This is a genomic window from Halpernia sp. GG3 (assembly GCF_052976925.2).
Genome location: NZ_JBRIIR020000010.1, coordinates 170,803 through 183,842 on the forward strand (window position 1 = coordinate 170,803; position 13,040 = coordinate 183,842).

Annotated in this window: 14 protein-coding genes and 1 tRNA gene; 7 read left to right on the plus strand and 8 right to left on the minus strand. The window is 32.0% G+C overall.

The annotated features are described in order from the left end of the window. Window positions 1-33: 33 nt before the first annotated feature. Entirely contained in the window at window positions 34-1,716 is a 1,683-nt protein-coding gene (gene ggt, locus ACVBED_RS05200; RefSeq protein WP_447119096.1) for a gamma-glutamyltransferase, read from the plus strand. Window positions 1,717-1,727: 11 nt separating this feature from the next. Further along, the gene (locus ACVBED_RS05205; protein WP_447119098.1) at window positions 1,728-2,336 is read left to right on the plus strand and encodes a Crp/Fnr family transcriptional regulator; all 609 of its coding nucleotides are present in this window, start codon (window positions 1,728-1,730) and stop codon (window positions 2,334-2,336) included. A gap of 206 nt (window positions 2,337-2,542) precedes the next feature. On the opposite strand, the gene ACVBED_RS05210 is transcribed toward ACVBED_RS05205, so the two are convergent. The 6 genes from ACVBED_RS05210 to ACVBED_RS05235 form a co-directional block, all read right to left on the minus strand. Then, on the minus strand, window positions 2,543-3,031 hold the full coding sequence (locus tag ACVBED_RS05210) for an SRPBCC family protein (RefSeq protein ID WP_447119100.1): 489 nt from the start codon (window positions 3,029-3,031) through the stop codon (window positions 2,543-2,545). 60 nt (window positions 3,032-3,091) lie between these two features. Beyond that, window positions 3,092-3,817 carry a lycopene cyclase domain-containing protein gene (locus ACVBED_RS05215; RefSeq protein WP_447119101.1) on the minus strand — a complete coding sequence of 242 codons (726 nt, stop codon included), beginning with the start codon at window positions 3,815-3,817 and terminating at the stop codon, window positions 3,092-3,094. 2 nt (window positions 3,818-3,819) lie between these two features. Then, on the minus strand, window positions 3,820-4,269 hold the full coding sequence (locus ACVBED_RS05220; RefSeq protein ID WP_447119103.1) for a sterol desaturase family protein: 450 nt from the start codon (window positions 4,267-4,269) through the stop codon (window positions 3,820-3,822). Between the two features lie 3 nt (window positions 4,270-4,272). Further along, window positions 4,273-4,686 carry a hypothetical protein gene (locus ACVBED_RS05225; protein WP_447119105.1) on the minus strand — a complete coding sequence of 138 codons (414 nt, stop codon included), beginning with the start codon at window positions 4,684-4,686 and terminating at the stop codon, window positions 4,273-4,275. 41 nt (window positions 4,687-4,727) lie between these two features. After that, window positions 4,728-5,570, minus strand: a complete 843-nt coding sequence (locus ACVBED_RS05230; protein ID WP_447119106.1) for a phytoene/squalene synthase family protein — start codon at window positions 5,568-5,570, stop codon at window positions 4,728-4,730. A gap of 144 nt (window positions 5,571-5,714) precedes the next feature. Further along, window positions 5,715-7,178, minus strand: a complete 1,464-nt coding sequence (locus ACVBED_RS05235; RefSeq protein ID WP_447119108.1) for a phytoene desaturase family protein — start codon at window positions 7,176-7,178, stop codon at window positions 5,715-5,717. Window positions 7,179-7,268: 90 nt separating this feature from the next. Here ACVBED_RS05235 and ACVBED_RS05240 point away from each other — a divergent pair, with 90 nt between their 5' ends. The 4 genes from ACVBED_RS05240 to ACVBED_RS05255 are packed head-to-tail and all read left to right on the plus strand — an operon-like array spanning window position 7,269 to window position 11,214. Then, on the plus strand, window positions 7,269-7,937 hold the full coding sequence (locus tag ACVBED_RS05240; RefSeq protein ID WP_447119110.1) for a TetR family transcriptional regulator C-terminal domain-containing protein: 669 nt from the start codon (window positions 7,269-7,271) through the stop codon (window positions 7,935-7,937). Between the two features lie 6 nt (window positions 7,938-7,943). After that, a complete protein-coding gene (locus ACVBED_RS05245; RefSeq protein ID WP_473094613.1) occupies window positions 7,944-9,260 on the plus strand; it encodes an ABC1 kinase family protein in 1,317 nt (438 codons plus the stop codon). A gap of 11 nt (window positions 9,261-9,271) precedes the next feature. Next, on the plus strand, window positions 9,272-9,913 hold the full coding sequence (locus tag ACVBED_RS05250; protein ID WP_447119112.1) for a MarR family winged helix-turn-helix transcriptional regulator: 642 nt from the start codon (window positions 9,272-9,274) through the stop codon (window positions 9,911-9,913). Beyond that, window positions 9,910-11,214 carry a cryptochrome/photolyase family protein gene (locus ACVBED_RS05255; protein ID WP_473094614.1) on the plus strand — a complete coding sequence of 435 codons (1,305 nt, stop codon included), beginning with the start codon at window positions 9,910-9,912 and terminating at the stop codon, window positions 11,212-11,214. Before ACVBED_RS05250 ends, ACVBED_RS05255 begins: the two co-directional genes overlap by 4 nt. Before the next feature lie 2 nt (window positions 11,215-11,216). Here the strand turns inward: ACVBED_RS05255 and ACVBED_RS05260 are convergent, their stop codons facing one another. Continuing rightward, the gene (locus ACVBED_RS05260) at window positions 11,217-12,065 is read right to left on the minus strand and encodes a diacylglycerol/lipid kinase family protein (RefSeq protein WP_473094615.1); all 849 of its coding nucleotides are present in this window, start codon (window positions 12,063-12,065) and stop codon (window positions 11,217-11,219) included. A 58-nt stretch (window positions 12,066-12,123) separates the two neighbouring features. Continuing rightward, a tRNA-Met gene (locus ACVBED_RS05265) sits at window positions 12,124-12,196 on the minus strand. Window positions 12,197-12,286: 90 nt separating this feature from the next. Here ACVBED_RS05265 and ACVBED_RS05270 point away from each other — a divergent pair. After that, window positions 12,287-12,898, plus strand: a complete 612-nt coding sequence (locus tag ACVBED_RS05270) for an L-threonylcarbamoyladenylate synthase (protein ID WP_473094616.1) — start codon at window positions 12,287-12,289, stop codon at window positions 12,896-12,898. The last annotated feature ends 142 nt before the right edge of the window (window positions 12,899-13,040 follow it).

Consider the following 13,040-nt stretch of genomic DNA (forward strand, 5'->3'; position numbering starts at 1 on the left):
TCAATCTTTTATATTTGTTTAAAATTATTCCCAATGAAAAAATATTTCCTTTTCTTAATTGTTTTTACCCAGATATTAACCGCTCAAAAAACAGATTATACAACTGTAAAAGAAGTTGAAGTTAGGCAAAAAGGTGTAGTAGTTTCGGCTCACCCGTTGGCGAGCGAAGTTGGCGCGCAAATTTTAAAAAAAGGTGGGAATGCTTTTGATGCTGTAATTGCCACACAATTGGCTTTAGCGGTAGTTTATCCGCATGCGGGAAATATTGGCGGCGGCGGTTTTTTAGTTGGCTTTAAAAATGGCGAAAAATTTACTTTAGATTATCGGGAAACGGCGCCCTCTAAAGCAAATGCAGATATGTATTTGGATGCAAAAGGAAACGCCAACACAGATTTATCTCAAAACGGCAGATTAGCAAGTGGCGTTCCAGGTTCAGTTTCTGGGTTTTTTGCGACTTTAAAATATGCAAAATTACCGATGAAAGATTTAATTCAACCAGCAATAGATTTAGCAGAAAAAGGTTTCGCCATCACATCTAAAGAAGCAAATGAACTGAACGAAACCAAAGCAGATTTCCAGAAACATAATAAAATGCCAACAGTTTTTATAAAAACTGAAACTTGGAAAGCAGGTGATTTATTAATTCAGAAAGAATTAGCAAAAACATTAATCAGAATAAGAGATCTGGGCGAAAAAGGTTTCTATGAAGGCGAAACAGCCAAAGAAATAGTTGCTGAAATGAAACGCGGAAATGGAATTATTACTTTAGAAGATCTGAAAAATTATAAAACAATCACTCGGAAACCAATGGTTTTTGATTATAAAGGAAATGAAATCGTAGCGATGGGTTTACCGTCAAGTGGCGGCATTCTTTTGCAACAAATGTTTAAAATGAGTTCTTATGCCAATATTGAAAAATTTCAGCAAAATTCCGTACAAGCCGTGCAGCCAATGGTAGAAGCAGAAAGACGTGCATTTGCGGACAGAGCAGAATATATGGGCGATCCGGAGTTTATAAAAGATCAAACGGCAATGTTAGTTTCAGATGACTATTTAAAAAATCGCTGGAAGAGTTATAATCCAGAGAAAGCAACCCCAAGTTCAGAAGTTGGAACGATCATTTCCCAACCAAAAGAATCTACGGAAACGACGCATATTTCAATTTTAGACAAAGACGGAAATGCAGTTTCTGTCACAACAACTTTAAATGGTTTATACGGAAGTAAAGTCGTGGTTTCTGGCGCAGGATTTTTCTTAAATAACGAGATGGACGATTTCTCTGTGAAACCGGGCGTTCCGAATATGTACGGCGCCGTCGGCGGCAAAGCAAATTCCATTCAACCGGGAAAAAGAATGCTTAGTTCTATGACGCCAACATTGGTTTTAAAAAACGGAAAAGTTTTGATGGTTGTTGGTACGCCGGGCGGAACAACAATTCCAACGTCAGTTTACCAATCTATTGTTGATGTAGTAGATTTTAAAATGAATGCTAATCTTTCGATAAATTCACCAAAATTCCATAATCAGTGGTTGCCGGACGTCGTTTTTGTGGAAGAAAATTTTCCGGAAAGCACGATTAATTCTTTAGAAAAAATGAATTATAAAGTTGAAAAAAGAGGACAAATTGGAAGAACTGAAATGATCTTGGTCAATAAAGACCGTACAATTTCTGGCGTTGCAGATGGTCGTGGCGATGATTCTGTGGGCGTTGAATAGAATATATTAAAATGGTAAAAAATAGCTTAAATAAAAGTTTTATAAAGGAAAAAGTCCTATCATACAAACCAGATTTCGATTTAGAAATTTTAGAAATTGGTTTAGATAAATTTCAAGTATCTGAATGTAAGAGCGGAGATTTTATTTTCAAATCGGGCGAAATATGTAAACGGATTTTTATGGTCGAAAATTCGATTACACGTTGTTATTTTGTTGATAAAGAAGGAGAAGAAAAAACAATCTGGCTAGAACCAGAAAAAACAGTTGTTACAGACTATGAGAGTTTTGGGACGCAAATAATTAGTAAATGTGATATTTGTTGCTATGAAGATTCAACTGTATATTCCATCGATAAAGAAAGTTTAATGGTACTTTACGCGCAATATCATGATTGGGCAATATTCGGACTTCTGGTAATGGAAGAGCATTATGTCAATTTATTAAAAATGAAGAATTTAATTAGCTTTAACAGTGCCACCGAAAATTACGATTTTATAGAAAGTAATTTTCCAGGATATTTAGATATCGTACCGCTGAAACATCTTGCTTCCTGGCTAAATATTTCGGCTGTTCACTTGTCTAGAATCCGTAAAGAAAGAATAAAAATTGATGTAAATTAACAAATGTTAAGTTGTATTAACTATAGTTGTAATAGATTTGCGGAAGATTAACACACATGATGAGAAAAGAGAATTTTCTCTTAAACTTGCCTCAGTTGCTTTTATTCTATTTTATGTAAAATAATTAGAATAAGGTAAAGAGGCAAGTTTTAATTTTTCTAAAATAAGATTATTTTCCAAATAATTTTTAAAACATAAAACGACAGTTACTTCCCAGAAAAATACGCACTCAAAATTTTAAACCGACTTTCAAAAATAAATTTTACTTTATTTACAACCAAACTACCCACTAATAAATCACCAAATGCACCCAAAGGCATTTTAAAATTAAGAAGATCGCGCATTAAAGTTTCATTCTCAGAAATTTTCTCAAAATGATGTTCGTGGTGCCACATTGCATAAGGACCAAAACGCTGCTCATCCACAAAAAATTCTTTATCCTTTAGCTGCGTGATTTCCGTCACCCAATTGGATTTTACGAAAGGTAAAATACCAATTTTATAAGTAATAATTTGTCCCGGATAGGTTTTATCGGGCGGATTGTTAGTAATATTAAAGTTCATTTCAGCGGGCGTTATTTTATCTAAATTCTTTGGTGTAGAGAAAAAATCCCATGCTGTGTCTAAACTTATCGGTAAAACTTGCTCAGAAGTTAAAGTATAAATTCCTGATTGTTTTTTAATATTTAATTTCATTTGTAATTATTATTTTTAGTGCCAAATACCAACGGAAAGCATTTTAAGAGACTTGAAAATTTAATTAATTACGAATTCGTAATTTTCAATTTCGTTTTTGTTCCATCTTTTCTTTAAATATTCGAAGACTAGTAGAATTCCATATAATAAACCAAAGCAGTAAAAGCTATCTTCCAAAGGCATTGTTCCTACTCTATAACCTAAAATTTCTGTGCTGTTATAATAAACAACCGGGCTTTCTGAATAAGCGCCCGTCAAAGCATTATTAACAAAGAAAAAAGGAATATAAATAATGATAAAGCTTAAGTAAAACCGCCGCGCATATTTAAACTTAAAAATAATTTGGAGCAACATTAAAATCGCGAAAAGGCCAAAACTACAAAAAGTGTAAATTTTATCACTGTTAAAAATTGATATGCCAAATGAAAACCCAAATAATATAACAGTAATAATTTGTGTTACTTTTTCAGATAACTCAGGTTTTGGAAAAAAATATAAAAGTGAATAATGGATGAATAAACTTGAATATGGAATTAAAAGAAAGAAAAGCCATTCTTCTAAAGGCAACTTAAAAATATTTATTCCAAGCAAGTATTGCGGAGTGAATCCCCAAACATTTTGATAAGTAAAGTAAATATCCCATGCGATAAAAAATAAACCAACTGTAATAATTGCTGTGAAAAATGCTTTCCAATATTGAATAAAATGAAGCATTTTCCTTTCAAAACTGAATGTAAATGGAATTAGAAAAGAAACAATATCCAGAAGAATATAATAATACTGCATATCTACATTCTAAAATATTTTAACGGAACATAGAGCATCCCGAAACATTCACCTTTTTGTTTCCCTAAATGTTTATGGTGAATTTTGTGCGCCTTTCTAAGACCTTTTAAATAATAGCTGTTAGTTTTGTCAAACCATTTAAAACGACGGTGGATTAGAACATCATGAATTAAAAAATAGGCCATTCCATAAAGTAAAATTCCTAAGCCGATAAAGAACAGATAGTTAATTCCATTCCGTGTACCGAGATAAAATAAAATAATACTGGGAACTGCACCAACTACGAAGAATGCGTCATTTTTTTCAAAAACATGTGGATATCCAGGTTGGTGATGATCTTCATGCAGATACCATCCAAAGCCATGCATAACGTATTTATGAGTGAGCCATGTCGCACATTCCATCAATAAGAATACGCCAATGGTTATTAAAATATATATTAGAATTTGCATTAATTAAATTTTTAAAAATTTTTTAATTTGAGATACCAAAATTACGTCATTTGACTCTTGGTAGTGTTCCAAAATAAATTTTTTATCCTCATTCAGGTTTTTATTGTATCCTAAAAAATGAGGCATTTCGATTTGAGTAGTGTATCTTAGAAATCTAATTTCTAAATTATCAGGCGATTTTAAAATCGCTGAATCTAAATATTTTTTTCCCTTATTAAAATATGATAGCTTAGAAAAAGGATTACCAGCGTGTTTTGCCATGAATAAATTTCCAATTCCAACATACGCTTCATAAACTGGAAGGCTGCTGACTTTTAAATCTTCTGTGGCTTTGAAAATAAGTTGTTTTGTTATTACTTCAGAATTTTCTGCTTTAAGCATCAAAGCAACGTAATCCATTCTATTTTGAGCGTTCATAATAAATATAAAAAAAATTAGTAAAAAACCAAAAATTTTTCTCACAATAAGTTTAAATTCTTTGTCAGTAAAAGTTCGAACATTAGATAAGCTTTTCGTGCATTGCTGACGCGTATTCTTTTGGTTAATAATACTTTAGGTTCTGTATTTTTTATTTTTCTGAATAAATTAATATAGTACCTATAAGCCATAAAAACCGCTAATTTACTTGAAATTGGTAACATTTTAATTCCAATTAAAGCTTGTTCAAAATCATAAGCAATATCTTTTTCAATGGTATTTTTATCTTCAAGACTAAAATTATTAAAATCTACACCCGGGAAATACATACGGTTCAAAATCAGAAAATCTGCCTGAATGTCCCTTAAAAAATTTATTTTTTGAAATGCGGCACCCAAACTTTTTGCAAATGGCTCTAGTTTTTTAAATTCCTTATTATCACCATTCACGAAAACTTTCAGACACATCAGACCTACAACTTCTGCACTTCCATAGATATACGCATCATATTCGGCTCTATCTTGATAATTTATTTCACCCAGATCTTTGTACATAGAATCGATAAATGCATCTATTAAACTTTGATCAATTTTATATTTCTTTACTGTCTGCGTAAATGAATGCAAAATTGGATTTAGAGAAATTCCTTTATTCATAGCATCTTCATACTGTTTCATAAAATCATCCATCAACTCACGTTTCGGAAAATCATGGAAAGTATCTACTATTTCATCCGCAAATCTTACAAAACCATAGATATTGTAAATTGCTTGTCGAATATCTTCCGGAAAAAGTAAAATTGCTCGAGAAAATGAACTGCTGTAAGATTTTGTAACTAATTTGCTACAACTGAAACTTACCTGATCATGCAAATTTTGTGTCATTCTTTATTTTTATTATGGCTTCTATTTTGGCCTTTAGTCTCCATCCAATTTTTAAATCGGCATTAACTTATTCCGGAACGCGATTTTCGCAAATCCCTATAATTCTATCAAAATTAATATATCATTTGTCTTAATCATCTTGAATTACTTCTCCAATTTTTCCAAAATATAATCGGTCACTACTTTCCCTGAAATCAAAGCCGGCGGAACACCTGGTCCTGGTACAGTCAATTGGCCTGTATAAAAAAGATTTTTTAATTTTTTGTTATCAATCTGTGGTCGTAATATTGAAGTCTGAAGCAATGTGTTTGCCAAACCGTACGCATTACCGCGACAAGAGTTATATCTGTCTTTAAAATCCTGCACGCCAAAACTTCTTTTAAACAAAACATGTGGTTTTAAATCTTCACCCGTGTTTTCCTTAATTCTATCCAAAATCAGATTAAAATAGTAATCGTGAATTTCCTCTGATTCTTCTAAATCTACTGCAACAGGAATTAAAAAAAATCCCACTTCCTTGCCTTCAGGTGCTAGATCCAAATCTGTCATACTGGAAAAATTTGCATAAAACAGAGGCTTAACAGGTAGTTTCGGTTCGTCATAAATATCTTCTGCGTGCTTCTCAAAATCTGTATCAAAAAATAAATTATGATGTTGTAAATTTTTAATTTTCTTATTAAAAGCCACGTAATATAAAAATGAAGATGGTGCGAAAACCTTTTTTTGCCAATAATCTGAAGAATAATTTCTCGCATTTTCCGGTAATAAAGTTTCTGTGTGGGCATAGTCTGCACCTGAAATTACAACATCCGCCAAATAATCCGAGCTTTCAGTTATGATTTTTTTTACTTGACCATTTTCTGTTTCTATCGCTGTAACTTTTTCATTCAAATTAAATTTAACACCCAATTCAACAGCTAAATTATACATTCCTTTTGCAACAGCATTAAAACCACCTTTTGGATACCAAGTTCCCATTCCAAAATCTGCGTGGTTCATGAAATTATAAAATGCCGGTGTAGCGCTTGGTTTAGCACCTAAAAATAAGACCGGAAATTCTAAAATACTTTGAAGTTTTGGATTTTTAATATTTTTTCTGACCGTTTGCTTTATATTTTTTATAAAAAGAGGAAGCCTTACCGCAGTCTCTAAACTCACCAATTCTAAAAGCGATTTTCCTGGATTGTAAACTAGATCCTGCATCGCAATTGCGTAATTTTTTTTTGCATCTGCCATAAATTGTCGCAAATGCTTTCCACTCCCCGGTTCTACTTCTTCAAATTTCTGAATAATTTTTTCAGGTTCGTCAGAAATATCTATGAAATCATTTTTGCCAAAATAAACTCTATAACCTGGCGACAGTTTTTGCAATTCATAATAATCTGATACTTTTCTATCAAAATCTGCAAAGAACCTTTCGAAAATATCGGGCATCCAGTACCAGCTTGGACCCATATCAAACTTAAAATTTTCCTTTTCCCAAAGCGATGCACGACCGCCTATTTGCTCATTTTGCTCTAAAACTACCACTTCATAGCCGGCCTTTGCCATATAGCAAGCAGAAGCAAGTGAAGAAAATCCAGAACCAATAATGACAGCCTTTTTCATAATGAAATTAAGTTAGCACAAAAATATACTATTTTTAATAAATTGGAAAATATTTTTACTACTTTTGTATAACAATTAAATATATATAAAATGGATAACTCCTTATTAGATAAAAAAACAATCCTTAAAAAATACTTAGATTTTGTACTAAGACATAATCATCCGCCCACAAATGTCTATTCATTCTGTGAAGATAATCAAATCGCAGAGAATGAATTTTATATTTTCTTTGCTAATTTCGAAGAAATTGAGAAATATTATTTAGTTTACTTTTTTGAAGAAAGTCTTTTTCTTTTAGCTGACGATAGTAATTTTTCAGAAATGAACAGTAAAACTAAGTTGCTAAGTCTTTATTACACTTATTTTGAACAACTTACTTTAAACAGAAGTTTAGTAAAATATATCCTGAAAAGTAAAAACAGAATGGAAGGTCTGAAAAAACTATCCAAATTACGTTCCATGTTTTTAATTTTTGTAAGAACTCTAGATGTTGCATCCATGAATATTGATCTGGAAAATACGGGACTTCAAAAAATAGAGAGATACAAAAACAAAGGTGTTGAAGAATTATTTTGGAACAATTTTTTGCTTACACTTAAATTTTGGATGGACGATACCAGTTCTTCATTTGAAAAAACAGATATTTTTATAGAAAAATCTGTTGAAGCCAGTTTCGAATTTGTAAATACCAAACCATTAGAAAAACTTCTGGATTTTGGAAAATTTATTTGGAAAGAAAAAGTCGCACAAAATTATTAACGGTAGATGAAAACATTAGATAGAATACCAACTTCAAAGATTCAGCGGGCATCAAAGTTAATTACAACGGGCGCAAAAGTTGGCGTTAATTACCTGAAATATTACGGTGATAAGTTTAGTACAACTGAAGAAGAAGCTAAAAAAACTTTAGATAAAAATAACGCAGAAGATATCTATGACGGTTTAAAGGAATTGAAGGGAAGCGCTCTAAAAGTAGCGCAAATGCTTAGCATGGAGAAAAATATTCTACCAGAAGTTTATAGTGAGAAATTTTCATTAAGTCAATTTTCAGTTCCACCGTTGTCTGCTCCTTTAGTTGCAAAAACTTTTAGAAGATATTTTGGTAAAAATCCAGGCGATATTTTTGATAAATTCAGTTTAGATTCTGTTAATGCCGCAAGTATCGGCCAAGTTCATAAAGCTGAAAAAGACGGTAAAAAGCTAGCCGTAAAAATTCAATATCCAGGAGTTTCACAAAGTATTTCTAGCGATTTATCGATGATAAAACCGATTGCTATAAGAATGTTTAATATTAATGCTAAAGATTCTGAACAATATTTTAAAGAAGTAGAAAATAAATTGCTGGAGGAAACGGACTATATTTTAGAATTACAACAAAGCCAAGAAGTAGCTGAAAAATGTAAAAATATTGATAATCTATTGTTCCCAAAATACTATCCAGAATATTCTACAGAGCGTATTATTACGATGGATTGGATGGATGGAGTTCCAATTTCAGCATTTTCTGCAAAAAATAAAGATCCAGAAGTTGCGAATAAAGTAGGGCAAACATTTTGGGATTTTTACATGTATCAAATGCATTATTTACGCAAAGTGCACGCAGATCCGCACCCAGGAAATTTTTTAGTGAACGATAAAAATGAATTGATTGCAATCGATTTTGGTTGTATGAAAGAAGTTCCTGAAGATTTCTACATACCTTATTTTGAGTTAGCTACAAAAGAAAACCTTGAAAATCCGGAGTTCTTTGAGAAAAAATTATTTGAATTAGAAATTATTCGTTCGGATGATACACCAGAAGAAAGACAATTTTTTAAAGCGATTTTCAAAGAATTACTAGTACTTTTTACCAAGCCCCTCCAATGTGAAATTTTTGATTTTTCTGATGATCGATTTTTCAAGGATATAGCAGATCTAGGTCAAAAATTTGCAAAAAATACCCAGATTAAAAATATGAATGCCAATCGTGGATCAAAACATTTTATATACATCAACAGAACTTTTTTTGGTCTATATAGCCTCATGCATGCAATTGGAGCAAAAAATGTAAAAATTAATAATTACCTGTCAATCAAAAACTAAAAATATATAAAATGAGTATCAATTTAATTATCGATCTTCTTTCTGAAGTGAAAGAGTTCGAAAAAGAAGCCCACAAAAGCAATTGCACTGTTGAAGACTTTCGTCATTTTCTAAATGAGAGAGCTTATCAACAAGAAAATCCTTTACGTCTATCTGATAAATTCAGTCTAAATCTTAATAATTTAGAAAATGAAATTGCCAAGCAAGTTATACTTTTAGGTCGCTATGCAAAGCAGTTGATCAGAAAAGGTTTAGAGAATCATCCAGATTTGGTTAATGAAGATTTTACTTATTTATACCGTTTGATGGATTATGATTCATTAACAAAAACGCAATTGATCGAGAAAAATGGTCACGAAAAACAAAGCGGTATAGAAATTATTAAGCGACTTACAAAACATAAATTGGTTTCTGAGATGCCAGATGAAAATGACAAAAGAAGCGTGCGCGTTTCTGTCACTGAAAAAGGCGTGAAAGTTTTTAAAGAATCGATGAAAGATATTACTACAGTTTCAAAAATCATGTGTGGTAATCTGGATTTGACAGAAAAAGAAGAACTTTTAGAAAGTTTAAAAAAGCTGAATACTTTTCATAATACCATCTACACTAGTAAAAAGAATGAACCTTTAAGTGAATTGGCAGTAATGGTATGACAGATAAGATAAATATTTTTTGGCTTCGACGGGACTTGCGTTTAGATGATAATCATGGTTTACATGAGTCCTTGAAGTCAGATTTAAAAGTTTTGCCGATTTTTATATTTGATGAAGAAATTCTTTCAAAATTACCCTCGAAAAAAGATGCCCGTGTTGAGTTTATACATCAGCAGTTAGAGATTTTAAATGAAAAATTAGCTGAAAATAATAGCGGTATTCAATATTATCACGGTGATGTTTCCGCTGTATTTGACGAATTAGTTTCAAAGTTTAATATTGGGAAAATTTTTGCTAATGAAGATTATGAACCTCAAGCTATTGAAAGAGATCAAAAAATTGAGAGCTTTTTAATATCAAAAAATATTGATTTTGAACTTTTTAAAGATCAGGTCATTTTTGAGAAAGACGAGGTTTTAAAAGCGGACAAAACACCTTACACAATTTACACGCCTTACTCTAGAGTTTGGCTGGAGAATTTTAGGAAAGATGCGGTTAAAAATTATCCCTCAGAAAAACTTCTGGATAATTTACTGTCTTTTACACCTAAAAACTTTACTCTAGAGCAAATAGGATTTGAAAAAACTGCAATTGATTTTCCTTCGAAAAAAATTGATACAGATTTGGTTAAAAATTATGATGAAAATCGTAACGATCCATTTGCAGATGAGACGTCACGCTTAAGTATTCATCTTAGATTTGGTACAAAAAGCATTCGTAAAATCGTTGATGAGGTAAAAGACTTAAATGAAGTTTTTTTAAAAGAACTGATTTGGCGAGAATTTTTTATGCAAATTTTATATCATTTTCCTAAAGTAGTAACGCATAATTTTAAACCAAAATATGATGGTATAAAATGGCGCGAAAGTAAAGATGATCTGAAAAAATGGTGTGAAGGTAAAACTGGTTTTCCGATTGTAGATGCGGGCATGAGACAGCTTAATGAAACTGGATTTATGCACAACCGAGTACGGATGATTACAGCAAGTTTTTTAGTAAAAGATTTACTGATTGATTGGCGCGTGGGCGAAGCTTATTTCGCCGAAAAACTGTTGGATTATGAATTATCTTCTAACAATGGAAACTGGCAATGGGCAGCAGGAACAGGTTGTGATGCTGCACCTTATTTTAGAATTTTTAATCCAACTTCACAGCAAGAGAAATTTGATAAAGATTTTAAATACGTGAAAAAATGGGTTCCTGAATTTGGCACTAATTATTATCCAACGCCAATGGTAGATCATAAAACAGCCCGTGAAGAAACTTTAAAAGCTTACAAAACGGCGTTAGAAACAAATTAAATTTAAACTAAAATACGCAAGCTTCCTGGATTTACGATTACTTTAACTGGCGATTTTATTTCCATATATTCTCCGTCTAAGTGCCAGATTTTCGTATTAACTGAAAATTCAATTTCTGCGATTGAAATATATTTTATATACTCTCCTTCCTTTAATTTCCCGGTAAACATTTGATAAGCGAATTGTGCTGCATAATGGATCGGAAATTTTTTTATTAAAGCTACTTCAATAAAACCGTCGGAATAATCAGATCTTGGGGATATAAAAGCATTATTACCGAACTGACGAGTGTTTGCAAGATTTATCATTAAATATTTTCCATCAAACTGTGCTAGATTTCCTTTAAATTTTATTTCCACAGGTTGATATCTGAAAAAAGTTTTTAGAGTAACTTTTATATAGTTTACAAATCCGCGGCTTGTTTTTTCAAATCTTTTCACGACTTCTCCGTCGAAACCTGTCCCAGAAACATTTATTGAAAGATGATCATTAACGCTAAATGTATCAATTGCCCTAAAATTCCGAGTTTCAATTTTATTCAAAAGCCCGTTTAAATTTTTCTTAAAATCAACTTCTTTCGAAAATCCATTACCCGAACCAGCGGGAAAGCCACCTAGAATTTTATTGGTATTTAATATTTTTTTAGCAACGCCCGAAAGTGTTCCATCCCCACCAATTGCAATAAAAACATCTATTGAATTAAAGTGATCGTCTATGAATTTTTCAGTGCCTTCTACTGAATCTGAAATATAAACCAACGGATTTTCAATTTTAGATTTCAAAGCCTTTAAAAAAGTTTCGTGATTTTTTTTTGCCGAAAAAGGGTTGATAATAAACGCAACGTTTTGCATAATGCAAGATATAAAAACAAATAAAAAAGAGAACCAAAAATTGATTCTCTTTACTTAGTAGCGGGGACACGACTCGAACGTGCGACCTCCGGGTTATGAGCCCGACGAGCTACCTACTGCTCTACCCCGCGTTATTGTGGTGCAAATATACAACAATAAATAAACGCTCCAAATTAATTTTAAAAATTCTTATAATTATTAAGAATTTAGTAAATTTACATATGGCAAAAATTCTAAAAATATACCCAGATAATCCTCAGGAAAACTTGTTGGATGAAGTGGTAACTATTTTAAAATCAGGCGGTTTAATTATTTATCCGTCGGACACTATTTATGCTTTAGGTTGTGATATTTTTAACCTAAAAGCGATGGAAAAATTAGCACAATTAAAATCCGTAAAACTAGAAAAAGCACAGTTTTCTGTAATTTGCAATGACTTAAGCCACATTTCAAACTACACAAAAACCTTAGATACGCCTGTTTTTCGTTTTTTAAAAAATCATTTGCCAGGTCCATTTACTTTTATTTTAGAAGCTAATAGAAATTTACCCCTCGCTTACAAAGGCAAAAAAACAATTGGAATCAGAGTTCCAAATCATTCCATTCCAAGAATGATTGTGGAAAAACTAGGACATCCCATTGCATCTACTTCCATCCGTGATGATGACGAAGTTTTAGAATATTCTACAGATCCAGAATTGATTGCCGAAAAATATGATAAATTTGTAGACTTGGTTATAGATTCCGGTTATGGGGATAATGTGGCCTCCACAATCATCGATTTAACAAGTGGCGAACCCGAAATTATCCGTCAGGGAAAAGGAATTATTTAGAATGATTAGGCGCCATTTTTCTGAATTCCGTTCCCGCTTTTTTTCCGCTTCACTTAGTTCAGCCGTAAAAAGAGCTTCACTCAAGTCGGGGTGCAGTTTTCTGCCAGTAACAAGATTTTCAATCAAAATAAAAAATATTGAT